Source organism: Tardiphaga alba (genome assembly GCF_018279705.1).
In the GTDB taxonomy this organism is placed as follows: Bacteria; Pseudomonadota; Alphaproteobacteria; order Rhizobiales; family Xanthobacteraceae; genus Tardiphaga; species Tardiphaga alba.
On record NZ_CP036498.1, the window covers coordinates 1,345,082 to 1,367,556 of the forward strand.

Annotated in this window: 28 protein-coding genes; 9 read left to right on the plus strand and 19 right to left on the minus strand. The window is 61.3% G+C overall.

Going from position 1 to position 22,475, the window contains the following annotated elements:
- Window positions 1-25 precede the first annotated feature (25 nt).
- Both RPMA_RS06365 and RPMA_RS06370 read right to left on the minus strand, forming a co-directional pair.
- Window positions 26-1,849 (minus strand): site-specific DNA-methyltransferase, encoded by a 1,824-nt coding sequence (locus tag RPMA_RS06365; RefSeq protein ID WP_211912030.1) that lies wholly within the window; start codon window positions 1,847-1,849, stop codon window positions 26-28.
- 138 nt (window positions 1,850-1,987) lie between these two features.
- Window positions 1,988-2,224 carry a hypothetical protein gene (locus RPMA_RS06370; protein WP_211912031.1) on the minus strand — a complete coding sequence of 79 codons (237 nt, stop codon included), beginning with the start codon at window positions 2,222-2,224 and terminating at the stop codon, window positions 1,988-1,990.
- Window positions 2,225-3,354: 1,130 nt separating this feature from the next.
- On the opposite strand from RPMA_RS06370, the gene RPMA_RS06375 reads away from it, so the two are divergent.
- The gene (locus RPMA_RS06375; RefSeq protein ID WP_211913482.1) at window positions 3,355-4,176 is read left to right on the plus strand and encodes a lytic murein transglycosylase; all 822 of its coding nucleotides are present in this window, start codon (window positions 3,355-3,357) and stop codon (window positions 4,174-4,176) included.
- A 270-nt stretch (window positions 4,177-4,446) separates the two neighbouring features.
- A complete protein-coding gene (locus tag RPMA_RS06380) occupies window positions 4,447-5,682 on the plus strand; it encodes a GGDEF domain-containing protein (RefSeq protein WP_211912032.1) in 1,236 nt (411 codons plus the stop codon).
- A 25-nt stretch (window positions 5,683-5,707) separates the two neighbouring features.
- Here the strand turns inward: RPMA_RS06380 and RPMA_RS06385 are convergent, their stop codons facing one another.
- Window positions 5,708-6,220 (minus strand): PAS domain-containing protein, encoded by a 513-nt coding sequence (locus RPMA_RS06385; protein WP_211912033.1) that lies wholly within the window; start codon window positions 6,218-6,220, stop codon window positions 5,708-5,710.
- 170 nt (window positions 6,221-6,390) lie between these two features.
- Here RPMA_RS06385 and RPMA_RS06390 point away from each other — a divergent pair, with 170 nt between their 5' ends.
- A complete protein-coding gene (locus tag RPMA_RS06390; protein ID WP_211913484.1) occupies window positions 6,391-6,909 on the plus strand; it encodes a DUF4112 domain-containing protein in 519 nt (172 codons plus the stop codon).
- A 30-nt stretch (window positions 6,910-6,939) separates the two neighbouring features.
- Here RPMA_RS06390 and RPMA_RS06395 read toward each other — a convergent pair whose 3' ends face one another.
- The 7 genes from RPMA_RS06395 to RPMA_RS06425 all read right to left on the minus strand — a co-directional run bounded on the left by RPMA_RS06395 (window position 6,940) and on the right by RPMA_RS06425 (window position 11,733).
- Window positions 6,940-7,224 (minus strand): hypothetical protein, encoded by a 285-nt coding sequence (locus tag RPMA_RS06395; protein ID WP_211912034.1) that lies wholly within the window; start codon window positions 7,222-7,224, stop codon window positions 6,940-6,942.
- 234 nt (window positions 7,225-7,458) lie between these two features.
- Window positions 7,459-7,839 carry a hypothetical protein gene (locus RPMA_RS06400; RefSeq protein ID WP_211912035.1) on the minus strand — a complete coding sequence of 127 codons (381 nt, stop codon included), beginning with the start codon at window positions 7,837-7,839 and terminating at the stop codon, window positions 7,459-7,461.
- Between the two features lie 145 nt (window positions 7,840-7,984).
- The gene (msrB, locus tag RPMA_RS06405; protein ID WP_211913486.1) at window positions 7,985-8,398 is read right to left on the minus strand and encodes a peptide-methionine (R)-S-oxide reductase MsrB; all 414 of its coding nucleotides are present in this window, start codon (window positions 8,396-8,398) and stop codon (window positions 7,985-7,987) included.
- Between the two features lie 41 nt (window positions 8,399-8,439).
- A complete protein-coding gene (gene msrA, locus RPMA_RS06410; protein ID WP_211912036.1) occupies window positions 8,440-9,153 on the minus strand; it encodes a peptide-methionine (S)-S-oxide reductase MsrA in 714 nt (237 codons plus the stop codon).
- Between the two features lie 219 nt (window positions 9,154-9,372).
- Window positions 9,373-9,777 carry a BA14K family protein gene (locus tag RPMA_RS06415; RefSeq protein ID WP_211912037.1) on the minus strand — a complete coding sequence of 135 codons (405 nt, stop codon included), beginning with the start codon at window positions 9,775-9,777 and terminating at the stop codon, window positions 9,373-9,375.
- Between the two features lie 163 nt (window positions 9,778-9,940).
- Window positions 9,941-11,275 (minus strand): GAF domain-containing protein, encoded by a 1,335-nt coding sequence (locus RPMA_RS06420; protein WP_211912038.1) that lies wholly within the window; start codon window positions 11,273-11,275, stop codon window positions 9,941-9,943.
- Entirely contained in the window at window positions 11,266-11,733 is a 468-nt protein-coding gene (locus RPMA_RS06425) for a hypothetical protein (RefSeq protein WP_211912039.1), read from the minus strand. Before RPMA_RS06425 ends, RPMA_RS06420 begins: the two co-directional genes overlap by 10 nt.
- A gap of 79 nt (window positions 11,734-11,812) precedes the next feature.
- On the opposite strand from RPMA_RS06425, the gene RPMA_RS06430 reads away from it, so the two are divergent.
- The 4 genes from RPMA_RS06430 (at window position 11,813) to RPMA_RS06445 (ending at window position 14,022) form a co-directional block, all read left to right on the plus strand.
- A complete protein-coding gene (locus tag RPMA_RS06430; RefSeq protein ID WP_211912040.1) occupies window positions 11,813-12,481 on the plus strand; it encodes a cupin domain-containing protein in 669 nt (222 codons plus the stop codon).
- Window positions 12,482-12,584: 103 nt separating this feature from the next.
- The gene (locus RPMA_RS06435) at window positions 12,585-13,406 is read left to right on the plus strand and encodes an alpha/beta fold hydrolase (protein ID WP_211912041.1); all 822 of its coding nucleotides are present in this window, start codon (window positions 12,585-12,587) and stop codon (window positions 13,404-13,406) included.
- A gap of 31 nt (window positions 13,407-13,437) precedes the next feature.
- On the plus strand, window positions 13,438-13,803 hold the full coding sequence (locus RPMA_RS06440; protein ID WP_211912042.1) for a hypothetical protein: 366 nt from the start codon (window positions 13,438-13,440) through the stop codon (window positions 13,801-13,803).
- A gap of 45 nt (window positions 13,804-13,848) precedes the next feature.
- On the plus strand, window positions 13,849-14,022 hold the full coding sequence (locus RPMA_RS06445; protein ID WP_211912043.1) for a hypothetical protein: 174 nt from the start codon (window positions 13,849-13,851) through the stop codon (window positions 14,020-14,022).
- A gap of 6 nt (window positions 14,023-14,028) precedes the next feature.
- Here the strand turns inward: RPMA_RS06445 and RPMA_RS06450 are convergent, their stop codons facing one another.
- Window positions 14,029-15,138, minus strand: coding sequence for an ATP-dependent DNA helicase (locus tag RPMA_RS06450; RefSeq protein WP_211912044.1), 1,110 nt, complete (start codon window positions 15,136-15,138; stop codon window positions 14,029-14,031).
- Window positions 15,139-15,300: 162 nt separating this feature from the next.
- Between RPMA_RS06450 and RPMA_RS06455 the strand changes: the two genes are divergently transcribed.
- Together RPMA_RS06455 and RPMA_RS06460 are read left to right on the plus strand one after the other, a co-directional pair.
- Window positions 15,301-15,690 (plus strand): DUF4345 domain-containing protein, encoded by a 390-nt coding sequence (locus RPMA_RS06455; RefSeq protein ID WP_211912045.1) that lies wholly within the window; start codon window positions 15,301-15,303, stop codon window positions 15,688-15,690.
- Complete coding sequence (locus RPMA_RS06460; protein ID WP_211912046.1) at window positions 15,687-15,842, plus strand: hypothetical protein; 156 nt, start codon at window positions 15,687-15,689, stop codon at window positions 15,840-15,842. Before RPMA_RS06455 ends, RPMA_RS06460 begins: the two co-directional genes overlap by 4 nt.
- 161 nt (window positions 15,843-16,003) lie before the next feature.
- Here RPMA_RS06460 and flbD read toward each other — a convergent pair whose 3' ends face one another.
- The 8 genes from flbD to RPMA_RS06500 all read right to left on the minus strand — a co-directional run bounded on the left by flbD (window position 16,004) and on the right by RPMA_RS06500 (window position 22,450).
- Window positions 16,004-17,389, minus strand: coding sequence for a sigma-54-dependent transcriptional regulator FlbD (gene flbD / locus RPMA_RS06465; protein ID WP_211912047.1), 1,386 nt, complete (start codon window positions 17,387-17,389; stop codon window positions 16,004-16,006).
- A 49-nt stretch (window positions 17,390-17,438) separates the two neighbouring features.
- On the minus strand, window positions 17,439-17,780 hold the full coding sequence (fliN, locus tag RPMA_RS06470; RefSeq protein WP_211912048.1) for a flagellar motor switch protein FliN: 342 nt from the start codon (window positions 17,778-17,780) through the stop codon (window positions 17,439-17,441).
- A gap of 19 nt (window positions 17,781-17,799) precedes the next feature.
- Window positions 17,800-18,420, minus strand: coding sequence for a FliH/SctL family protein (locus RPMA_RS06475; RefSeq protein ID WP_211912049.1), 621 nt, complete (start codon window positions 18,418-18,420; stop codon window positions 17,800-17,802).
- Complete coding sequence (gene fliG / locus RPMA_RS06480; protein ID WP_211912050.1) at window positions 18,420-19,511, minus strand: flagellar motor switch protein FliG; 1,092 nt, start codon at window positions 19,509-19,511, stop codon at window positions 18,420-18,422. Before fliG ends, RPMA_RS06475 begins: the two co-directional genes overlap by 1 nt.
- A 3-nt stretch (window positions 19,512-19,514) precedes the next feature.
- On the minus strand, window positions 19,515-21,131 hold the full coding sequence (fliF, locus tag RPMA_RS06485) for a flagellar basal-body MS-ring/collar protein FliF (protein WP_211912051.1): 1,617 nt from the start codon (window positions 21,129-21,131) through the stop codon (window positions 19,515-19,517).
- 171 nt (window positions 21,132-21,302) lie between these two features.
- Window positions 21,303-21,578: a CtrA inhibitor SciP gene (gene sciP, locus RPMA_RS06490; protein ID WP_211912052.1), complete on the minus strand. Its 276-nt coding sequence runs from the start codon at window positions 21,576-21,578 to the stop codon at window positions 21,303-21,305.
- Between the two features lie 246 nt (window positions 21,579-21,824).
- Window positions 21,825-22,112: a helix-turn-helix domain-containing protein gene (locus RPMA_RS06495; protein WP_211912053.1), complete on the minus strand. Its 288-nt coding sequence runs from the start codon at window positions 22,110-22,112 to the stop codon at window positions 21,825-21,827.
- Entirely contained in the window at window positions 22,112-22,450 is a 339-nt protein-coding gene (locus tag RPMA_RS06500) for a type II toxin-antitoxin system RelE/ParE family toxin (RefSeq protein ID WP_249225574.1), read from the minus strand. The genes RPMA_RS06495 and RPMA_RS06500 overlap by 1 nt, the downstream gene beginning before the upstream one ends.
- Window positions 22,451-22,475: the final 25 nt, after the last annotated feature.

Sequence of the window (22,475 nt, forward strand, 5' to 3'; positions counted from 1 at the left end):
GTGCATCGGTACATTGCCCGCTCTGCTAACCGGCTTTTCTCTTCTCTTTTGTTTTTGCCTGCGGCGTTTCGATCGCCAAACTCATCTGGCCGGATTTGCTTGCGGAGTATCCGCCCGATATTGGCAGTAAAAGTGTTCGTTGCTGCAGCAGCTGAATTGGATCCATAGCGGTCCGCCGTTGTTCGTAGCGCATGATTTCCTTTCCGCGTTGCGCCATCGTGACCGTCGTGTACTGAAGCGGGCAGTCAATGCCTTTTCCAGTTAGTAGGTCAGAGATAGTGCGAATTTGAATTCGCTGATGCTTTCCTTGCGAACTATCAAAGAATCCAGCACTTGCGGCCTCAACCCGCATCTGCTGGCTCGGCTTCTCCATAGAGATAAAAACGGCCATCTCCGCTTTCTCGCGCTCCATTGTGCCTCTCAAGTCGCGGATCATGGATGGAGAAAGGTTCTTGCCTCCTTTTACGGAGATTAGGCCGGTGCCGTCGCGCTTTGCATCGCATTTGAAATAGAACTGACCGTCAATTCCACGGTCGGCTTGCGCTTTCCCGTATCGCGAATGTGCTCCCACTAAGGATACTGCCCAGAACTCGAACTGAAATTTGTCGATGTTTGCAAGTGCTCTTGCGTCTTCTACTGTAGTTGGGATGCCGCGAATTTCGTAGCTTGATGCGGTGTGATGAAACTTCATCCGATCGTTCACGATCTGGATGGCTGGAAATGTGACGTCTATCCCAACCCATTTCCTGTTCAGTTTTTCAGCTGCGTGAATTGCGGTGCCGCAGCCGCAGAATGGGTCAAGGACAACATCTCCAGGGTTGCTAGATGATTCGATGATGCGTTCCAGTAGCGCGATTGGCTTTTGAGTGGGGTAGCCCAAGCGTTCGCTTGGCCCAACGGGCTTAATGTCAGACCAGTTGTTCTGAAGGGGAACGCCCGGCATTTCATCTAGGTAGCGCTTGTAGTTGGGAACGCCAGAACCTGCATAAGCAATGCGACCGGCGTCAGAGAACTTCATCATGTTCTCGAAGGAATATGCCCATATCCGCTTTCCATACGGCAGGATTCCTTTGTATTCCCACCCCGGCTTTGGATTTAGATGGTCGTCGTCTGTGTCGGCTTGCCAGTTTCCGTTCAAGCGCCGTTTCACTCGCCATTCATACCGCGTGTTTCCGCCTTCTTTTGCGGCGGTTAGGTCGCCCATCCTGTAACGGCGGTTCGTGCCTTCTTCTTGATACTTGTAAAAATCACGAACATAAGTTTCGTCGTAAGGCGTGTAGAGCCAGTGCCATGTCCAATCAGAAGAGCTTTTCGTGTAGAACAATATCACGTCACGAATATTGCCGGCCTGCTTTCGCCCTTGCTTTGCATCATTGTGAGCAGATGAGCGCTTCCAACTATATTCGGTTCGATAGCTGGTTGGACCGAAGATGCCGTCTAGTAGAAGCTTAAGGTAATGGCTCGCCGTTGGATCGCAGTGCAGATAAAGACTGCCTGTTGGCTTTAGAACGCGATGAAGTTCAATTAGACGAACCGACATCATAGCTAAGTAAGCCATCATGTCGTTTTCTCTGAGGAATGATCTAAGAGACTTTATGAGATCGGCTACTGGGAGTCCCGATCGCAGCACATCATCGTAAGCTTCCGCTGCTGTTGGCCCCCAGTGCCAAGTATCATCGAACGCTTCAATCTGAGCTTCTGCATCACGACCGCCTGGCCCTCGGAACAGAATATTATAGCTCGCGTTCGAATTGAACGGCGGGTCGAGATAGACGAGATCGACACTTTCCGTGCGAATGTTGGTCCGCAAGATATGGAGATTGTCTCCGAAGAACAGCTTGTTGCTCATCTTTGTCACCCGCAGAGATTGTGCAACTTATAGTTATATTTTGATGCTCCGGGTGTGTTTTGTTAACGCGTGGTTAACGCAAAATGGCCGGGACAAGCCCGGCCATTTCCAATTCAGCTACTGTTCTTGCGAAGCGAACTACTTCTTCTTCGCCCCAACGCGCTCGACGCTTGCGATCTCAAGCGGCGGCTTGCCGCTCTTTTCTGCGATCTCGCGGTCCTGGTCGGCGATGGCCTGCTTGGCCGGCTCGTCGCCGTCGAGGCCGCCGAGCAGCTCCGAGGGGACGCGGCGGTTGGAGCGCTGCGAGCCGTCCACATAAGTGACGTTGAAAAAGGCGAATTCGCCTTTGGGATTGGTACCGGGTTTCTTGGCCATGCGCGGCTTGTCGGCGATGCCGGCGCCGGAGTCAAAGCCCTTGCACGCAGGGCATGCATGCCATCAACAGCCTGTCGTCGCCGCCCTGGCTGCCACCAGTACCGCTTGCCGTGGCCGGATTGGCGTCGCCCCAGGCACACGCCGGGCGTGCGTGAGGAATGTTCACGATTTGTACTTGACGGATTTCCGGAAAGGATTATTGTCTCGTTTGTCCGGCCTCGATGAGAGGGGCGTTCGCGATCGTCACGTTCGCGGGGCTGGATGCGGTGGGCGCCAAGGTTGGGGCGTCGGGTGGGTGCTCGGAAGACGTTCGCCGGTCGGCGGACGGATCTGCCCCGGTTTACCCCTGGGCGCAGAAACGACCTTCCTTCAGATGGACTGAGACCTTGTGCCGCTCGGCGGACGACCCTCTCGGCGGCGTCTGGCCTGAGTGCTCTGTCCCGGCCCATCGCCTTGGGCAAAGGGGTCTGCAGGGGCCGTCGACCCCGGCGACACGAGCAAGCCGAACACCGCGTGCGGAACGTCGGGCAAGTAAGCAAGTGCCCGTGGTCCGAAAGTCCTGATGTCTTCCCTTGCGGAGTACCGCATCGGCATCAGGCCCAAGGGTGCATCGGGCACCCGGCGTTCCGCGCTCCCTCTCGTAGGGGGAAGTGGGAATGCGCAAAGCTCGGGCGCCGCTGGCGTCGCGAGAACGAGATCGCGTGGGTTCAGGATAGGGCTGTTTGACATGTTGAACAGACAACGACGCGCAGGAGCGCGTAATCTCCCTCCCTCAAGCCGCGCAGCGGCGCAGTGGGGTCCGACGGACGAATTCGTCCGTCGTAGTCGACCGAGCGAAGCGGAGGTCGGGGTGGGGTCTCTCCCCACGCACGGACGTCACGTGGGGAGAGACCCCACCCGTCTTGAAGCTCGCTGAACGCTCGCTTCAATCCACCCTCCCCAGTCGCTGCGCTCCGGGGAGGGAAAAGACAGCGCGCCTCTCACACGTGCACTCAACGATGACGCACCGCTTCACCGCGATCCGAAACCCGATGCCGTTGTTCCGACACATCCGTCATGGCATGGTCGCGCAGGCTTTTCCCGCGGCCGCATCGGGCCGGTCGCAACCGGGCAGGAATTTCATGACGCCGATCTCCAGACTTCGTCTCGCCGCCATTGCCACGCTGTCGATTGCATCTGCCGCCTTTGCCACGCCGTCTTACGCCGCCAAATGCGGGGGTGACTTCCAGGGCTTTGTCGCCGCGATGTCGCAGGAGGCGGCGGCCGCCGGCGTCTCGCAAAGCGTGATCCAGCAGGCCTTTGCCGGCGTGACGCAGGACCAGGCGGTGCTGAATTTCGATCGCCGCCAGCGCGGCACCTTCAACAAGACCTTCGAGCAATATGTCTCGACCCGCGTCGGCGCCGGCCGCATCAAGATGGGCCTGCAGATGCTGCAGCGTCACGCCTCGCTGCTGTCGCGCATCGAGCAGCGCTTCGGCGTGCCGCCGGAAATCGTGGTGGCGATCTGGGGCCTCGAGTCGGATTTCGGCAAGGGCGATATCGGCAAGATGCCGGTGATCCGCACGCTGGCGACCATGGCGCATGACTGCCGCCGCACCGAACTGTTCCAGGGCGAATTGCTGGCGGCGCTGAAGATCGTGCAGCGCGGCGACCTGCCGCTGAAGGATCTGGTCGGCGCCTATGCGGGCGAACTCGGTCAGACGCAGTTCCTGCCGTCGAGCTATATCAAATACGGCGTCGATTTCGACGGCAACGGCCATGTGGATCTGCGCCACTCGGTGCCCGACGTGCTGGCCTCCACCGCGAACCTGTTGAAGACCGCGGGCTTCAAGGGCGGCCAGCCTTATGGCGAGGGCACGCCGAATTTCGAGGCCATGCGCGAGTGGAACCGGGCCACCATCTATCGCAAGACCATCGGCTATTTCGCCGACCGCCTCGCCGCCGGCGGCTGACGGTTTTCGGGCGTTGACGGGGTATCGGGCTAACCGCTTGATTACGCGCGATGATCGCCCAGCGAACGGATGGAACCCGTATGGTCATGAAAGGATGAAGACAAACCCTTCATCCTTTCCCAACCACAGTGTGGATTATCCCGTGCCGGTGAGACTCCCTTAAGCATCCGCGCCGCATTTTGCCCGCATTGCGGAACTGCGAGTGAGCGGAATGACGGCCATCCAAACCAGCGTGCAGGCGTGCGCGTATCAGCCCATGGAGCGATCTCCATGCTGAGCGTACCGACGCTGTTCACGGTGTTCGACGTCAATTTTTTAGCGCTCGGCGTGGTGTGGGCCTATGTGTGCCGCAGCTATCCGAACCTGATCGCCGCGCGCTACTGGTCCGGCGCCGCCTTCACCGCAGCGATCGGCATGGCGGTCTCGCTACTGCGCGTGATGACCGACATCGATCCCGTCATTCCCATCGTGCTCGGCAACGGCCTGCTGCTGTGCTCCACCAGTCTCGCTGCCATGGGCGTCAGCCGCTTCTATGGCCGTGCGCCGAACTGGCGGCTGGAAATGGCGGTGGTGACCCTCGGCGTCATCGGCATGACGGTGTTCACCGTCTGGCATGACAGCATCGCCATGCGGATTGCCGTCTATGCAGCGCTGCAATCGGTGTCGGTTGCCACCACGATCCCGCTGGCGCTGTCGCGCAGCAATGGCGGCCGCACCGCCGGCGGCTGGCTGTCCGCGGTGCTCGCGGTGCTGGTCATCACCGCCCATGCGATCCGCTCGCTGTGCGGTCTGGTGGATGTCGGCGGCACGATCAGTCTGATCGATCTGAACCATGTTCAGGCCGGGCTGTTGCTGGTGCTGATCTTTCTCGCGATGTGCTGGAATTTTGCGTTTCTCGTCATGGCCATCGACCGCCTCCGCGATGAGGTCGCCGAGCTCGCGCTGGTGGACGACCTCACCGGCGTCGCCAATCGCCGCCATCTGGTGCAGCGCCTCACCGAGGAATGCGCGCTGGCGCGGCGCACGCAGAAGCCGTTCGCGCTGCTGGCCGTCGATCTCGACGGCTTCAAGGAAATCAATGACGGCCACGGCCATGCTGCCGGCGACGACTGCCTGCGGCACTTCACGCTCATGACCCAGAGCAAGCTGCGGCCGGGCGACCTGCTGGCGCGCTCCGGCGGCGACGAGTTCTGCATCATCCTGCCGGCCACGACTTTGGCCGAAGGCGCGCTGATCGCCGGCCGCATTCTCGATGCCTGCCGCGCCGATGCCGCCGCCTGCATGCCCGGCGAAGTGCAGATCGCCGCCTCCATCGGTGTCGCCCAGTGGCAGCCGCAGATCGGCCAGTATCCGGAACGCCTGATCGCCGCCGCCGACCAGGCCCTCTATGTCGCCAAGAATGACGGCAAGAACCGCTATGCGGTGTGCGAACCCAAGGCGCCGTCGCTGGCCCCGGAGATGGACATGGACGCGTTGATCGACCACGTCCGCGCGCGGACGGCGTAAGCGGTCACACGGAGCGCGTGACCGGTCAGTTCATCGTCTTGTCGTGGGTGATGTCGATCAGCGCCCCCGGCAGCCGCACCGGCCGTCCGTGGCGGTCAAGCGTACAGCTCCCGCGCGCTAGCACCCAGCTGATGCGGTCGTTCTTGATCAGCCGGTACTCGCATTCGAACGCGCCACCCATCCGCATCGACGTGGCGACAGCCGCCTGCACACGGCCCACATCGTCCGGATGAATCGCTCTGAGATAGTTCATATTCGGCAGGCCCCGTGCCGCCTGCTCGGGATCGACGTCGAAGAAATTGGCGGCGCCGGCGTCGAGATGGTTGCGGTCGTTGCTGATGTCCCAGTCCCAGATGCCGACGATCAGCGAGCGCGCCGCCAGCTTGCGCTGCATCGGCAGTTCGAACACATCGTCCTCGGCCGTGGTCTTGTAGGCCTCGGCTGCGGCCAGGCGCAGGATGTAGGATAGGAATTCGTGCTTCCGCTCGCGCGCGAAGCTCGCAATGTCCAGGCAAACGTCCCCCAATGGTCGCCGCATATGCAATCCCGGCTTTGCGAAAATGGACCATTTGGTCCGGATTTCGAAGAATAACGCGATCCCGCGCCATTTCAACGTTCGCTGGGCGGATCGGGCGGGCATTTTTGGGTGCATCGGCGCGCGACCGCATGCCGCTTGCGTCGCGGCTGGATGCGCCCCATGTCTTCCCCATGACGAATGAACAGGTCTTTTCCCGAATGCAGACCCCCCGCCCCGCCGGGGGCAGGCCCGGGCCCATCATCGACCAGGATGGCAACGAGTTTCACCCGGGTGAATTCGGCCCGGCCGGGCAGGGCATGCGCTTCGATTTCGGGCAGGCCGGAGCAAACCCGTTCGCGCCGCTGACGCGCGAGCAGCGCATCGCCCGGATCGAAGCGATCGCTCAGTTGCTGGATGTCGCCTTCGTCGTGCCGGGAACCAAGATCCGCTACGGCATCGACGGCCTGATCGGTCTGATCCCGATCGTCGGCGATCTCATCACGACGGCGATCTCGCTGTGGCTCGTGCGCGAGGCGCGCGCACTCGGCGCGCCATGGCACATCACGGCGCGTATGCTCGGCAATGTCGCTGTCGATGGTGCGGTCGGCATCGTGCCGTTTGTCGGCGATGCGTTCGACGTGATGTTCCGGGCCAATATGCGCAACGTCAAAATGCTGCGCAAATGGCTGGACAAGCAGCCGAGACTCTAAGCGAGCCTCGGCGCAATCTTCGCAGTCGGATTACGCGGCGTCCGCGTCAGCCTCGTCGCTGGCATCCGGGCGCGGACGGCGCTCCAGCGGGAAGTGCTCGCTTTCATACAGCGTGCGAATCCCGCGCTGATCGAAGCGCGCTTCATCCACCTGCAGATAGGCGCCGTTCAGCGAATCCGCCGGCAACTGTTCCATCGCGAACTGAACCGCGGCTGCTGCCGTATCGAAACGACGATAGGCGAAACCAGCGCGCTTCTTCTTGCGGATTGCGGCGGGGAAAAGCTCGGCGGAGGCATTGTAGCTGAAAGCAGCCATGGTCGGGGACCTCATCGGTTACGCAACGAAAGGGGTGTCACTCGCAGTGCGGCCGAAAGCGCGGCTACAGGCGGACATGTTGTCTGGACATGTCCCCATATAAGCACTTTTTGCGCGATTGCGACACCAGGAACTTTGCAGGCGCGATCTTCGTGCTGCAGAGGTAATGACGTAATTGATGAGGAATTTGAGAGGTTTACCCGTAATCGGCGAGTGAGGCGTTAAGCCTGTTGCTTATTGGCCCGTCATATCGGGCAGCGGCACGATCTTCAGCGGCGTCGTGTAGGGCTCCACCCGCAGAGCGTCATTTGACAAAAGTCCGACCTGCCGCAGCGGTGCCTGTTCGAGCGCGCCGGCCTCCGCCTTGCGGACGCCGTACTGCCAGGCCGTGAGCGTGCCCTTCTGCACGAGATGCTTGGCCACGCCGCCCGCGTTCTTGGCCTCGAAGGACGACAGCTGATCATCGGTCAGGCCGATGATGATCTCGTCTTTCGCAGTGATGACCTTGAACAGCGAGACCTTGTCCGTCGCCAGTGCCGGATGCGACACGATGCTCTCGATCAGAAGCCCCGCAAGCGCGAGACCGAGCAGCAGACGGTTGGAACGGGTCGACATCGTGATCTTCCGGAATTCGTTAATGGCGTGCATGCCGAAAAGGCATGTCCATGCAGGAGGCAATGATTGGCGTCGGGACAGAAATGCCCCGCGCCACCCATTGGGTCGTGCGGGGCATTGAAATCGTTCGATGCGAGATACGTATTTATTTGGGCTGAAGTTTCAAGGCCGCAGAGTTGATGCAGTAACGCAATCCCGTCGGTCCCGGCCCATCGTTGAACACATGCCCAAGATGTCCATCGCACTTAGAACACAGCACTTCCGTGCGGATCATGCCATGCGTGGTGTCGCGTTCTTCGTCGACATGACTTTCTCGTGATGGCTGCGTGAAGCTCGGCCATCCGCAGCCCGAGTCGAATTTCGCGTCCGACTCAAACAGCGTCTGTCCGCAGCCGGCGCAGATATAGGTGCCGGGTGTCTCGGTGAATTCGTACTCACCGCTGAACGGCCGCTCGGTCGCCTTCTCACGCAGGATCGCATATTGCATCGGCGTGAGTTCGGCGCGCCATTCGGCTTCGCTTTTGACGACTTTGTCAGCGGTGGATTTGGTGTCGGACATCATGCCTCCAGTTCCGCCTTGCGCCGGCTTGCGAGGCCACGTCAATTCGTGGCTTTGGCCGCATTCACCAGCGTCGGCTTCTCAATGTAATTGTCGGCGAAGATCTTCTTCAGGTTCTCGATCTTTGGCAGGTCGTTATAGACAATATAGGGCTGCCTTGGATTAAGCGTCAGGTAGTCCTGATGATAAGCTTCGGCCGGATAGAATGCCTGCAGCATGCCGAGCTTGGTGGCGATCGGCTTCTTGTAGACCTTGGCGGCATTGAGCTGCGCGATATAGGCCTCGGCAATCTTCTTCTGCTCCGGCGTGGTCGCGAAGATTTCCGAGCGATATTGCGTGCCGGTGTCCGGACCCTGGCGATTGAGCTGGGTCGGATCGTGGACGACCGAGAAATAGATCTGCAAGATCTTGCCGTAGCTGATCTTCTTCGGGTCGTATTTGATCTCGACGGCCTCGGCGTGGCCGGTGGTCCCGGTGCCGATCGCGGTGTAGTTCGCAGTCGATTTGCTGCCGCCGGAATAGCCCGATACGGCACTGACGACGCCGTTCGTGTGTTGGTACACGCCCTGGACGCCCCAGAAGCAGCCGCCGGCGATCACAGCGGTCTGCAAACCGTCTGCGGCCTGCGCATCCGTGGCGGGAGCGGGAATGACGACGGCTTCTTCGGAAGCGAAGGTCGGTGCGATCAGCGCGGTGGTGACGGCAAGGGCGCCGGCAGCGGCGGTGAGCGTGAGACGGCGGAACAGGGAACGCATGGCGGATCCTCTCGATGTGTCGCGTGCCGATAGCGGCAGTCTAGCCCGACGGAAGCGGCTGGCAATTGCCGCGCCGGGCAGTCATTCGAGATACGAACACCGGAGGAGCGCGTTACACGGCGACGGACACGGTTTCGTGAGGGAGGAGGCCACGCTGAAGCCAAAGAAAAAGCCGCGAGACGGAGTCTCGCGGCTTCATCCGATCGGAATGTCGATCTCTTACGGGCAGGCGTAACGCATGCCGTTGTTGTTCAGATAGGTGCCAGAAGCCGGGTCGTAGGACCGGTAGCGCTGGGCGCAATAAGCGTGGTTCTGCTGCTGCTGGGCAGCCTGGGCCTGGCTGGCGGCGATGGCGCCACCAATGATCGCACCGGCAGCGAGGCCGCCGATCACGGCGCCGGCGCTCGGGCCGCGGCGATAACCGCCGTGATAGCCGTAATGGCGGTGGTGATGGTGGCGGCGATAATATTGCACCTGCTCGACCATGCCGGAGCCGTTATGGCTGACGGCGTTCTGGCTGATTGCGCTCTGGGTCATGAGAGGGGCCGACACGGCCGGTGCCGAGAAAGACACAGCGGTAATACCGGCGAAAACGACTGCGGCGGCGGACTTCATCAAGTTCATTTCAACTCCTGCCTCGATTCCAAGGAATGGAACTAACGCCTTAGCAGGGTGACGGTTTCAGGGCAGCGGTATTTAGTTCCTGCGGCATTCCCGCGCAGTTTCGCGCGTTGCTGGTGGAAGAGATCTACTCAATCGGCAGAGCCGTGCCGGCGCAGAGCGCGCCTCATGCCCGCGGGCAGATCTCGATACGCCCCGACACCTCAAGCCGTAGCCGTCCGCGTTCGACGCGAACCAGGCGAATCGGAAGCACGAGTTCCTCCAGGCGCCGGCGCAGCAGGAGTAGCCTGGTTTCGAGGTTGTCCTTGAAGTCCGGCAGCCCATCGGCCATCGCGAGCCGCAATTCGCGATTGGTGAATTCCCGTCGGCCATCGCTGTCGTACTGGTCGACCATGTAGGTCAGGAGCCGCCCGGCGAGCCCCTTGATGACATAAGCATGGTCGATGAACACGCTGTTATCCGTAGCGTGATGCAGGTAGGCGATCTTGTCTCTCTCGAACGGCGCGGCTGGTGCAGGCACCTGGGTGACTGCAGCGGCAACGATGTCCTCCGCGTGCTGGTTGAGGGCAAGGATCGCAGCCCCGTAGCTGGCGATGATCTCGAGTCCTGCAACTGCTGAGCGATCAAAGGCGAGCCTGCCTGCGCTCTCGACGAACAAGACGCCGCGAACCTTGCCATGGACGATCATCGGAACCGCGATCTGGCTCAGGGAGTCAGAGAGTCCCGGCATGGCGATCTGCCGCGCGTGCAGGTCTTCGGGGTGCGATGAGTGGATCACCGCGCCGCCCATGCGACGTAGCCGGCTCACATCGTTGATGCGAATTGGCTGGCTTGATCGCGCTGCGCCGCCGATCAGGCCGATGCCGAAGGGGACCTCGGCGCCGACATGGCCTGGCCCGTATCCAATTGCGGCAACGGTGGTCAGCGTCTCTTGTCCGGTATCGCTCAACAGAAGAATGGCATGGTCGAAGCCGAATTCTCTGACCGAATCCAGAAGTGTGGTCAGAAGTTGAGATGGATCGTTGATGTCGCCGATCGCACGCGTCGTCGATGCAATGGCGGCGGCGTCGAGAAGCGGCTGCGATGACGCAGGCAAGTGATCACTCGCCGCGACCATGGTGATGTTCTCGACGCGGAAAATGTCCACGCTCCGCAACCGCATCACATCCGACATGCCGATTTGCGCGCTCGTCGCGTTCAGGTCGGCAGTCATCTGCTTGAAAAGCGGCCCGTGATCGGCCGAGCGTTGCCAGATAACGGCCACATGGTACTGAACGCCGCTGTGCGGATCGACGAGCAGCACCGTTGCGCGCGGGTTGGAGCGGATATTCGCGGCGGTCTTGGCGAAGAACTGGTTCGATAGCGCGATATGATGCGCATCGATCCGCCAGACATGCGACAGATAGGAGATGTTGGGCGTGCCATCGGCGGATTGGGTAGCGATCGCTGATGGATAGATGCCTTCGAAACAGGCGGCCAGATGGTCGAGGGTCACGACCATGCTGTTGCCTTCACCGTGGTGCCCGCGCGGGGGCCCGGCGTTTGATCGTAGACTTCACAGACCTTGATGACGATACGTCTGAGATCCGTTCCTCCGATCCACTCGTCGATCGTGCCGTGTTCTGCGCCTGCCTTCCCGAACAGGGCGGTGATCCGGCTGCGATAGGCCGCGACGAGTTCGAGGTCCTGCGGAACTGTTTCATGCAGTTCCGCAGGTCCTTTGATCTGGCACGATGTGTAGTCCGTCACTCTGGCGACTGTAACGGCGGTCCATCCCTTTGACCAATCCGTTCCCAGGATGGCTGGATATCGGCTTCCTGCAACGAGTACGGCCAGCATGTCGGGCCGCACGAAGCGAGCGCCTATCCCGCGCGCGATCTGCGGCCATCCTGAAGAGGTTGGCCACGTGATCAGCATCATCACGCGATCGTTGAACAAGGCGCTGATGTTTTCAATCACGAACCATGGCCCGATGCCGTCTCCACTTAAGGATCTTTTAGGATGTGCTTACGGTGTTTAGCAACCTTTTAAGTACACATTGCAGCTGACGCAGCTTACCCACCTGCTTGCAACAACGTGCCACGACGATCTCGGTCGTGTGGTCACCAAACGCAAGAAGGGAACAGCGATGACTTCCAACACGATACGGGCTGCGATTATCGATCATCCCGCAGATGTCGGATACGCGGTCACAAGCTGGGGTGAACGTGCGCGAACGAGAATTCCTGCCAGTTCCACATCTGGTCCGTTCGTGCTGATGGACTACTACGCGCCTGCTGGCTTCGGACCGCCGCGTCATATCCATCGCGCCGACGATGAGTTCTTCATCGTACAATCGGGCACGATTGCCGTATGGAGCGAAACGGAAAGCCACGTTGCGAAGCCGGGCGATGTCGTCATTCTGCCCAAGCGGATCGCACACGCGTGGCGCTCCTACGGCGAAGATGAAGTTCATCTGCATGTGATCGTCTCGCCGGGAGACTTCGAATGCTTCTTTCGTGAAATCGAGAAAAGCGGCCTCGCGATCACCGATGTCGGCAAGCTCAGCGCTATCGCCGAACTGGCCGAGATCGACATCATCGGTCCGCCGCTCAGCGATGCGGACATGGCGACCATCCTCAACGCTGCTCAGCATTCGATGCCAGAGAAACGTTCTCCCGTCAGTCCCGAATCTCCCGACTTCTGGGATCGGCTTCGCGAGGCATGACAGCGACATAAGGGAAAAAAGCGCGCCTAATTTGCGTCCATCCACTGCACTCCTCAATCGATCGCCCCGATCTGCGGTCGTGCATCCAAGGGTTTTCCGATCCATGTTCGACAAAAAATACAGTTCATCCATCGCTACCGCCTATATCGACGCAGGCGAAGGCCCCCCGGTCATCCTGGGGCACGGCTTCCTCTGCGACGCACGTATATGGACGCCTCAAATTGCCGAACTGTCCCGGCGCTATCGCGTGATTGCACCCGATCTCTGGGGCCACGGCGACAGCGGCGCCTTGCCCCGTGGCGTTGCAAACAACCGGCATGTCGCCGAGCAATATCTCGCACTCATGGACGAGCTTGGCATCGATAAAGCTGCGATCGTCGGCCTTTCCTTCGGTGGGATGTGGGGAGCCGAGATGATCTTTCTGCAACCTGATCGCGTTGCCGCGCTCGCGCTCATCGGCACATATCTTGGTCCTGAGCCGGAGGCATCGAAGCAGTCCTATTCACAACTGATGGAGACTGTGAGGGATGCTCAAGGCATTCCGGCGGCTATGCAAGAGCAGATACTGCGAATCCTGCTTGCCCCGGCAACATTTGAGACGAAACCCGACGTCGTGGCGATCGTGCGTCATGGGATGTCGCAAATACTGTCGGAGCGCCTTGCGGACAGTGTCCTTCCCATTGGCAAGATGATTTTCGAGCGCCGCGACGCCGCGAGTGACCTGGTCAAGATCAGGTGTCCCTGCATCGTCATGACCGGTCTGGAAGACGTGCCGCGACCTCCGCGTGAGGGCGAGCAGATGGCAGAACTGATCGGGTGTCCGTTCATTGCGTTGCCCGGCGCCGGGCATACACCTTGCTTGGAGTCGCCTGACGCCGTCACCGCGAACATCTTGCGCCTGCTACGCTTCGCCCATTGGTCCTGATGGGCGTGGATCTCGGAGTGACGCAGAAGTCGTGCGTCAACGACCCGGCGCGTTAAACGCCACGTACGAACTGGAAGTAACGATGAGAATTGACACTGCAATTGCCAGCGACGCCGTTTCTCTCACGCAAATCGTCAATGCCGCCTATCGCGGCAGCGGTGGAAGTGTAGGATGGACGGCGGAAACGGATCTGATCTCCGGCGCGCGGATTCGACTCGCTGACATGGAAGCGATGATTGCCGATCCGACGATCACGATACTGGTCGCGCGCGATGACCGTCATATCGATCCACTGGGATGTATCGCGGTCGAAAACGATGACGAAAGCTGCATGCTCTCTATGCTGGCGGTCGATCCGGCCATTCAGGGCGCGCGTATCGGTCGTCGATTGCTATAGAGCGCCGAGTGTCTGGCCAGCGAAAGAGGGGCGCGTGTTGCGAGAATGACCGTCATCAAGCAACGCCATATGCTGATCGCTTGGTATGCGCGTTGCGGCTTCATCGATACCGGGCGAACCGAGCCCTTTCCTTATGGCGACGATAGCGTGGGCACATTCCTGCGGGACGACTTGCAGTTTGTCGTCCTTGCCAAGCAATTCGATACGCGCTGGGTCTGACCCGCCTCAGACGACAATGCTCAACCGCTTTGCCGCGCGCGTGATGCCGGTATAGAGCCAGCGCGCGCGGCTGTCCTGAAACGCAAAACTCTCGTCAAACAGCACCACGTCGTCCCATTGCGAGCCCTGGCTCTTGTGCACGGTCAGCACATAGCCGTAGTCGAATTCGTCATAGGGCTTGCGTTGCTCCCAGGGCAGCGTCTCGACGCCCCCGGTGAAGCAGTCGGCGCGCACCGAGACTTTCGTGACCTTCCCGCCAAAATCCTCGTCCGGCATGATCCGCATGGTGACGATGGCGGATTTCGACGTGGCGCGCGCACGCACGCGCCACAATCCGCCGTTGAATAGCGCCTTCTTACGATTGTTACGTAGGCAGACGAGCTTGTCATCGGCGACAGGCAACGGGTCGGTCAGGCCGAGTTTCTCGCGGATGCGCATATTGTAGGCGCGGCGCGTGTTGTTGCGGCCGACCAGCACCTGATCGGCGGCCATCACGCGTTCCGGATCGAGCGATTTTCGCGAGACGACCTCGCTGTCGCCGAATGTGCCGATGCTGAGCGGACGGCCTTCACGCACATCCATCGACATGCGGACGATAGGATCGTGCTCGGCCTGTCGATGCACCTCGGTGAGCATCGCGTCGGGTTCGCTACTGGTGAAGAAGCCGCCGCCCTGGATCGGCGGCAACTGCGCGGGATCACCGAGCACGAGCAACGGGCAGTCGAAGGACAGCAGGTCGCGGCCCAGTTCGGCATCCACCATCGAGCATTCATCGACGATGATCAGTTTGGCCTTGGACGCGGGTGCATCGTCCCAGAGTTCGAAATTCGGGGTTTCCTCGCCGGTCTCGCGGGCGCGATAGATCAGCGAATGGATGGTGGAGGCTTCGTGGCAGCCTTTGTTGCGCATCACCAGCGCCGCCTTGCCGGTGAAGGCGGCATATTTCACGTCGCCATCGACATCATCGGCCACATGGCGCGCAAGTGTGGTCTTGCCCGTGCCGGCGAAGCCGAACAGGCGGAACACTTGCGGCGTGCCGTTCTGGCCGGGTTTGGCCTTCAGCCAATCGCCCACGGCTTTGAGCGCGGCGTCCTGATGCGGGGTGAAACTGGTCATTGGATCTCGGGAAGGCGGCCGCTATGGCGGCGACTCGGTGGATGAAGCTAACCATTCAGGCGGCCGGCGCAAGCGCACGACCGATGCGCCCATATGGACGGTTGCCCTGATGCGCGGGATGGCCCAGTTATAGACCATTGCCTGCCGCGAGAGGAGACCGGATTGGAACGCACACTGCTTCAGATCGCACTGGCGATTGCCGGCCTCGTCGCCATCCTGTTCGGGCTCACCGGCGTGCTGTTCGGCACCAGCCTGTCCGGCGTCGCCACCATCGGTGTCACGATGGAAGGCTATGTGCGCTTCATCAAGGGCGTGCTGATTGCCGCCGGCCTGATCTACTGGTCGGCGATCCCGCATGTGGAGAAGCGCGGCGAACGGATCGCGGTGGTGAGCTTCATTCTGATGTTCGGTGCCGCCGGTCGTCTGCTGGCGGTGATCGGCCACGGCTTTCCGACGGTGGGGTTGCTGGTCAGCCTGATTGGCGAACTCGTCGTCGTGCCGCTGATCTGGCTGTGGCATCGCCGCCTGGTGCGGCATGGAGCGCCGGCGTGAAGCGTGTCGGCGTCTGGCTGGTCTATATCGTCGGCGCGCTGTCGATCGGCTATCTCGCGCTGTTTGCCTGGCACATGTGGGGCAAACCGGATCTGACGCCGGGCGATCCCATCAAGATTTTCCGCAAGCAGGATGCGCCGAGTTATTCGTGACGTTCAACTCAACCTGTCGTCGCCCGGCCAAGCGCGCAATTGCGCGCTGGGACCGGGCGATCCAGTAGGCGCTGGCAGTCGTGATAAGGCCGAGAAGTCGCCGTGTACTGGATCACCCGCTTTCGCGGGTGATGACAGACTGAGGATCGACGAACGCAGGCTTAGGCCGCGCCCATCATCCCGCGATAATCGCCTGAACCCGCACCGGCTGGTGTGATCGGCAGGCCGCCATCCGCATATTCGTTCAGCTTGTTGCGCAATGTGCGGATCGAGATGCCGAGAATGTTCGCCGCGTGGGTGCGGTTGCCGAGGCAGTGCTTCAGCGTCTCCAGGATCAGGTCGCGTTCCACATCCGCCACCGTGCGGCCGACCAGCGCGCGCGTCACCGTCTCGGCGGCCATGGTCGCATGAGCCACGGCCGGCGAGGTCTTGGCAAGGTCGAGACGATCGCCATCGGGCGTCAGGATCGCATCAGCACCGATCTCGTCGCCCGAGGACATCAGCACCGAACGGTGGATGGTGTTTTCGAGCTCGCGCACATTGCCCTGCCAGCGATTGCCGGTGAGGACGCGGCGTGCGTCCGCCGAGAGCGGACGCACCGGCACGCCATTGGCTTCGGCATATTTCTTGGCGAAATGCTGCGCGAGTTCGAGAATATCGGCAGGACGATCGCGCAGCGCCGGGATCTTCAGGTTGACGACGTTGAGACGGAACAGCAAGTCCTCGCGGAACGTGCCCGCCTTCACCGCATCCGACAGGTTGCGGTTCGACGTGGCGATGATGCGGATATCCACCGGCACGGGCTTGGTGCCGCCGACACGGTCGATCACACGTTCCTGAATGGCGCGCAGCAACTTCGACTGCAGTCGCACATCCATTTCCGAGATTTCGTCCAGCAGCAGCGTGCCGCCGGTGGCTTCCTCGAATTTGCCGATGCGGCGCGCGATGGCGCCGGTGAAGGCACCCTTCTCGTGGCCGAACAGTTCGGACTCCAGGAGATGTTCGGGAATGGCCGCGCAGTTGATCGAGATGAACGGCTTCTTCGATCGGTTCGAACGGTTGTGCACATAGCGCGCCAGCACTTCCTTGCCGGTGCCGCTTTCGCCGGTGATCATCACCGAGGCGTCGGAGCCGGCGATCTGTTGCGCCAGCTTCACCACCTTGCCCATCATCTCGTCGCGATAGATCAGGTCGCGCGCGTCATTGGCGACGGCGCCGAGCACGGCGGCGATCAGTTCCGGATCGGGCGGCAGCGGGATGTATTCTTTCGCGCCGGCATGGATCGCGGCCACGGCGGCGCGAGCATCGCTGGTGATGCCGCAGGCCACGATGGGCACGTGGATGTGCTCGGCCTCGAGCCGCATCACGAGGTCGCGGATGTCGAGCGCGACGTCGACCAGCAGAAGGTCTGCGCCCTTGCCCGATCGCAGCACGTTCATGGCCTGGTCGAGGCCTTCGGCGTGCACCACCGAGGCGCCGTTATCCATGGCGATCTTGGTCGCCGTTGTGAGCTGCCCTTTCAGGGTGCCGACGATGAGAAGCCGCATGGTGATCTCCTGTTATCCTGAGCGCGCCATGGCCGGCGCGACGAGTCCGTTAATTGTCGGCCTTGATGATTTCGGTCATGGTGACGCCGAGTTTTTCCTCGACCAGCACCACTTCGCCGCGCGCCACCAGTCGGTTGTTCACATAGATGTCGATCGCTTCGCCGACGCGGCGGTCGAGTTCGAGCACCGTGCCCGGCCCGAGCTTCAGCAATTCGCCCACATCCATCTTGGAGCGTCCGAGCACGGCCGAGACCTGAACCGGCACGTCGAAGACCGCCTCAAGATCCGCTGCGATGCGCGTGATGTTTTCTTCCTCGGCATAACCGATATCGCCATTCACCATCGGCTCATTGGCGTTGAGATCGGGAAGCGGGACCTGTGGATCGCTCATGGTTCAGTCCTCACGGCACTCAAGCCTGATTGCGGGACGCCATATAGCGTCCGACGAGTTCATTGATTTTGGCGCTGATGGCCGCGCGTTCCAGCACGACACCGCCATCGGCCCATTCGATCTTGCAGTCGCCGTTCTCGATATCCGGTTCGGCGAGGATCACGAGACGTCCGGCAAAACCGCTCTGCTTGGCCTGCTTCTCGATGCGCTCGCGCGCTTCGTCATACAAAGCGTCGTTGATGCGGACGACCAGATGCGGCGTTGCCACGAGGTGCTTGAAGCAGTCGTGAACCAGCGCCATGATTTCGGTCAGCGGCTCGCGGGCCACCAACTCGTCGCACAGCTTGCGCGCCACGGCGACGGCGACATCGACGGCCTCGGTCTCCATCTTGGTCGCTATGCCGCCAAAACCCTGCGAGATCGATCCGATAGCGACACCGATCTGCTCGAGCGCCAGCGCCATGCGGCGGTCGGCTTCGGCCTTGGCTTCGCGCTGCGCGGCATCGAAGCCTGCGCGATAGGCTTGGGCTTCGGCCTGTGCGATTTTCTCGGCGACTTCGGCCGGCGTGATGACGGGCGCGCGCGCCTTGTCGGGCGCTGCGAAGTCCATGTCGAACATGAATTTGGCGGGGGCGGCCATCAATACACCAGCTCGTCGTCGGCGCGGTTCTTGGTCAGCACGATTTCGCCCTTGGCGGCGAGGTCCTTGGCGAGATTGACGAGCAGCGCCTGCGCCTCGTCGACATCGCGCAGACGCACCGGTCCCAGCGCGGCCATGTCGTCGGTCAGCATCTTGGCCGCGCGCGACGACATATTGCCCATGAAGAAGGCCCGGACTTCCTCATTCGCGCTCTTCAGCGCGATGCCGAGCTTATCCTTGTCGATATTGCGCATCAGCGTCTGCGCCGAGCCGGCATCGAGCTTGATCAGGTCGTCGAAGGTGAACATCAGCGCCTTGATGCGCTCGGCCGCTTCACGGTTGTCTTCTTCCAGCGAGGTGATGAAGCGCGTTTCCGTCTGGCGATCGAAATTATTGAAAATTTCAGCCATCACCTCGTGGGCGTCGCGGCGGCGGGTCTGCGACAGGTTGGACATGAACTCGACGCGGAGCGTCTGCTCGACGCGCTCGATCACTTCCTTCTGCACCGCTTCCATCTTCAGCATGCGGTTGACCACGTCGAGCGCGAGGTCTTCGGGCAGAATGCCGAGCACGCGGGCGGCGTGTTCGGATTTCAGCTTCGACAGCACCACGGCGACGGTCTGCGGATATTCGTTCTTGAGGTAGTTGGCGAGCACCTCTTCCTGCACGTTGGAGAGCTTCTCCCACATGTTACGGCCGGCCGGGCCGCGGATTTCTTCCATGATGCCGGTGACGCGTTCGGCCGGCAGATACTGGGTCAGCAGTCGCTCGGTGGCGTCGAAGGTGCCCATCAGGGCGCCCGAGGCCGACATCCGCGACACGAATTCGAGCATCAGGTCTTCGACCGTATCGGGCTCGATGGTGCCGAGATTGGACATGTGGGACGAGAGTTCGCGCACTTCGTCATCGTCGAGCAGCGACCAGACCTTGCCGCCGTATTTTTCGCCGAGTGCCAGCATCAGGATGGCCGCGCGCTTCGGGCCGCTGATCGGCTTCGAGGGCGCGCGTCCGCTCTGGCGCGCAGCAAGGCCGGCGACGACCGTTGCGATGTCGCTGGAATTGTCGTCGGCGAGTTGCGGGACTGCTGCCATCGATTATGCCGGTTCCTGCAGCCACTGACGAACAATGGCGGCGGTTTCATTGGGATTGCGATCGGCCAGTTCACCAACGCGGTGAACCGACTGGGCGTGCACCTGACCCTGGATGGTCGCGACGTCGATCATGTTGGCGCCGGTCGCGGGGATGAGGGTGGTGCCGTCCGCAGCCACCGTCACATTGTCTGGAAGCGCCATCATGCCAGCGGGCGGCAGTGCCGGCGCTGCCGGCTCGGATGCGAGGATCCGGCGCACCAGCGGGCGGATCACCATGAACACGACCACGAGGCCGAGCAGCATCATCACGCCGAGCTCGATCACATGCATCACGTCGTCTTTGGTGAACTGAAGGGCGCCGAGCAGGCCGGTCGGCTCTGCGGCCGGGGGGGCCGCCGGGCCTTCGGCGAATTTCAGGTTGACCACTTCCACCTGGTCGCCGCGCTTCTGATCGAAGCCGATGGCGGAGCGGACCAGAGTGGCGATGCGGTCGAGTTCTTCCTTTGGGCGCTGGGCGTAGACCTGCTCACCCTTTTCGTTCTTGCTGTAGCTGCCATCCACCAGAACCGCGACCGAGATACGATTGACGCGGCCGGCTTCGGTGACTTCAGTCTTGGTAATGCGGGAGATTTCGTAATTGTTGGTCTCTTCCGACTTCTTGCTCTGGTCCTTGGCGTTTGCAGCGTTGCCTTGGCCCTGATTTCCGGGAAGTTCGTTATTGACCGTGACTTGGCCGTCGGCCGCGCCACTCTGGGATTGCTCTTCGCGGGTCTGGCTGGAGCGGAGCACCCGGCCTTCCGGGTCGAATTGGTCGGAGGTCTGGGTCACCTTGTTGTAGTCGAAGTCGGCGGTGAGCTGGACACGGGCGCGGCCTGAGCCGACCACCGAGGACACGATGGCCTCGACCTGGTTGCGCATCCGCTTTTCGAAGGCGGTGCGACGCTCGTCGCCGGCTGCTGTCTCTGCGTTCGGGTCGCTGGCGCCATCGGCGAGGAGCTGACCGGCTTCATCGACAATCGAGACCCGCGTCGGCTTCAAGCCGTTGACCGCCGAGGCGACCACATGGCGGATGGCCCGGACCTGCTGCTGGTCGAGGGTGCCGCGGACCCGAACCACGATCGAAGCCGACGGCTCTGGGGTCTCGCGGGAGAACAGCGGACGCTCCGGGAGGACCAGATGAACGCGAGCCGACTGAACGCGGTCGAGCGCCCGGATGGTTCGGGCGAGTTCGCCTTCGAGCGCGCGTAAATGATTGATATTCTGGACAAAACTGGTGGTGCCGAGAGCGTCCGACTTATCGAAGATTTCGTAGCCGACGCCGCCGCCCTTGGGCAGGCCGCCTTCGGCCAGCTTCATGCGCAGGCGGGTGACCTTGTCCTTCGGCACCATAATGGCGGCGCCCTCGTTCTTGATCTCGTAGGGGATCGCCTGGCGTTCCAGATCCTTGATGATGGCCGATGAGTCCTCGACCGTCAGATCCGTGAACAGGGTCGTCATCTGAGGGGTGGTGACCCGCATGATGACAAACGCGAAAAAGCCCATCAGGGCGACCGTGACGGCGAACATCGCTGCCAGGCGCGCGGCGCCGAGACCTTTAAGGAAACTGATCAGACCCTGCACAACCGGCCCCTGGAGATTCGGTCTCCAGGACCGACTGGGCAAATTTTGCCGGGGTATGGTTTCGATATGGTTAACGCCGGTTAACGGCTGGCCACATTATTGCCAAACGGCAAAAACCGGCTTCCCTGGGGAGAGCCGGTTTTCATCAAATCGGGGATATTAAGAAACTGTTTACTGGCGATATTGCTGGAGGCGGGTGGTCCGCAGTCCGGCCAGGCCGTGCTGGTCGATGGAAAACTGCCAGGACAGGAACTCGTCCACGGTCAGCGTGTATCGGCTGCAGGCCTCTTCCAGAGAGAGAAGGCCACCGCGTACAGCGGCAACGACTTCGGCCTTACGGCGGATGACCCAGCGCTTGGTACCCGGCGCGGGCAAATCGGCAATTGTTAATGGGCTGCCGTCAGGCCCGATGACGTATTTGACCCTCGGGCGATGGGGTTCTGTCATGGCGTACTCACACTACTCTCAACCACTGAACTCACTGAAACAAACTACGCCCCTCGGCTTAAAATTTGCCTAAGCCTACAACTCCAATGCGAATAGACTTTGTGAAAGGGTTTGTTGACGATTGAGGTTAGGGCAGTGCGGCGCACACGTGCAGCCGTAGAATGCGCTGAGCGCGGCGATATCCATCGCCGAAAGTGCCAGCCGGAACTGTGCAGCGCTCCAATCAGGCCACAGGCGCGAGGCCTGTCAGCGCAGCAACTCGCTCACCAGCGATGGGCGTTTTGCGATCATGGCGAGCAGTACCTGTGCGGGGCCGGTGGGTTGGCGGCGGCCATGCTCCCAATTCAACAACGTCCCCTTGGCGACGCCGATGCTGCGTGCGAACGCACTCTGCGACAGACCGGTGCTGGCGCGGATCGCGGCGACATCGACGGAGGGCACCTTCACCTTGCGGACAATGGCGCCGGTGTCCTTGCCTTTGGCATGATCCAGCGCCTCGTTCAGTCCCTGCATGATGCTCTTGTAAGCGCTCATTACTCGTCTCCATGAATTGCGATAAGCGCCTTGGCCAATGCGACGGCGGCGGCCTGCTCGGCCTTCGTCAGGTTGTCTTTTTCGTTTTTGGCGAACACGGTCACGAGATAGATCGGCATGTGCACGCGGCCAAACACGTAGACTGTCCGATAGCCGCCGCTCTTGCCGCCATCCTCCCGCGGAATGCGAACTTTGCGCAGTCCGCCGCCGAGCGAGACGCCCGCTTCTGGGTTAGTTGCAATGAAGTCCACCAGAGCGACGCGTTCGCCGTCTGTCATGATCATCTTGGCGCGCCGCAACAATTCCGGCAGCTCGACGACAGTCTGCAGGGTGGTCATGAGGGATTAATTTATGCGTCAATGA

What these genes read in the sequence shown, in the direction of transcription:
- msrB (WP_211913486.1), bottom strand. Translation starts at nt 8,398, where the DNA reads ATGTCCGACACCAAATCCACCGCTGACAAAGTCGTCAAAAGCGAAGCC.
- flbD (WP_211912047.1), bottom strand. Translation starts at nt 17,389, where the DNA reads ATGCGGCTTCTCATCGTCGGCACCCTGAAAGGGCAGCTCACAACGGCG.
- RPMA_RS06365 (WP_211912030.1), bottom strand. Translation starts at nt 1,849, where the DNA reads ATGAGCAACAAGCTGTTCTTCGGAGACAATCTCCATATCTTGCGGACC.
- RPMA_RS06420 (WP_211912038.1), bottom strand. Translation starts at nt 11,275, where the DNA reads ATGGTCGTGACCCTCGACCATCTGGCCGCCTGTTTCGAAGGCATCTAT.
- RPMA_RS06415 (WP_211912037.1), bottom strand. Translation starts at nt 9,777, where the DNA reads ATGAACTTGATGAAGTCCGCCGCCGCAGTCGTTTTCGCCGGTATTACC.
- fliG (WP_211912050.1), bottom strand. Translation starts at nt 19,511, where the DNA reads ATGGCAGCAGTCCCGCAACTCGCCGACGACAATTCCAGCGACATCGCA.
- RPMA_RS06390 (WP_211913484.1), top strand. Translation starts at nt 6,391, where the DNA reads ATGACGAATGAACAGGTCTTTTCCCGAATGCAGACCCCCCGCCCCGCC.
- RPMA_RS06380 (WP_211912032.1), top strand. Translation starts at nt 4,447, where the DNA reads ATGCTGAGCGTACCGACGCTGTTCACGGTGTTCGACGTCAATTTTTTA.
- RPMA_RS06445 (WP_211912043.1), top strand. Translation starts at nt 13,849, where the DNA reads ATGACCGTCATCAAGCAACGCCATATGCTGATCGCTTGGTATGCGCGT.
- RPMA_RS06495 (WP_211912053.1), bottom strand. Translation starts at nt 22,112, where the DNA reads ATGAGCGCTTACAAGAGCATCATGCAGGGACTGAACGAGGCGCTGGAT.
- RPMA_RS06395 (WP_211912034.1), bottom strand. Translation starts at nt 7,224, where the DNA reads ATGGCTGCTTTCAGCTACAATGCCTCCGCCGAGCTTTTCCCCGCCGCA.
- RPMA_RS06385 (WP_211912033.1), bottom strand. Translation starts at nt 6,220, where the DNA reads ATGCGGCGACCATTGGGGGACGTTTGCCTGGACATTGCGAGCTTCGCG.
- RPMA_RS06500 (WP_249225574.1), bottom strand. Translation starts at nt 22,450, where the DNA reads ATGACCACCCTGCAGACTGTCGTCGAGCTGCCGGAATTGTTGCGGCGC.
- RPMA_RS06450 (WP_211912044.1), bottom strand. Translation starts at nt 15,138, where the DNA reads ATGACCAGTTTCACCCCGCATCAGGACGCCGCGCTCAAAGCCGTGGGC.
- RPMA_RS06370 (WP_211912031.1), bottom strand. Translation starts at nt 2,224, where the DNA reads ATGGCCAAGAAACCCGGTACCAATCCCAAAGGCGAATTCGCCTTTTTC.
- fliN (WP_211912048.1), bottom strand. Translation starts at nt 17,780, where the DNA reads ATGAGCGATCCACAGGTCCCGCTTCCCGATCTCAACGCCAATGAGCCG.
- msrA (WP_211912036.1), bottom strand. Translation starts at nt 9,153, where the DNA reads ATGCGTTCCCTGTTCCGCCGTCTCACGCTCACCGCCGCTGCCGGCGCC.
- RPMA_RS06435 (WP_211912041.1), top strand. Translation starts at nt 12,585, where the DNA reads ATGTTCGACAAAAAATACAGTTCATCCATCGCTACCGCCTATATCGAC.
- RPMA_RS06400 (WP_211912035.1), bottom strand. Translation starts at nt 7,839, where the DNA reads ATGTCGACCCGTTCCAACCGTCTGCTGCTCGGTCTCGCGCTTGCGGGG.
- RPMA_RS06475 (WP_211912049.1), bottom strand. Translation starts at nt 18,420, where the DNA reads ATGGCCGCCCCCGCCAAATTCATGTTCGACATGGACTTCGCAGCGCCC.
- sciP (WP_211912052.1), bottom strand. Translation starts at nt 21,578, where the DNA reads ATGACAGAACCCCATCGCCCGAGGGTCAAATACGTCATCGGGCCTGAC.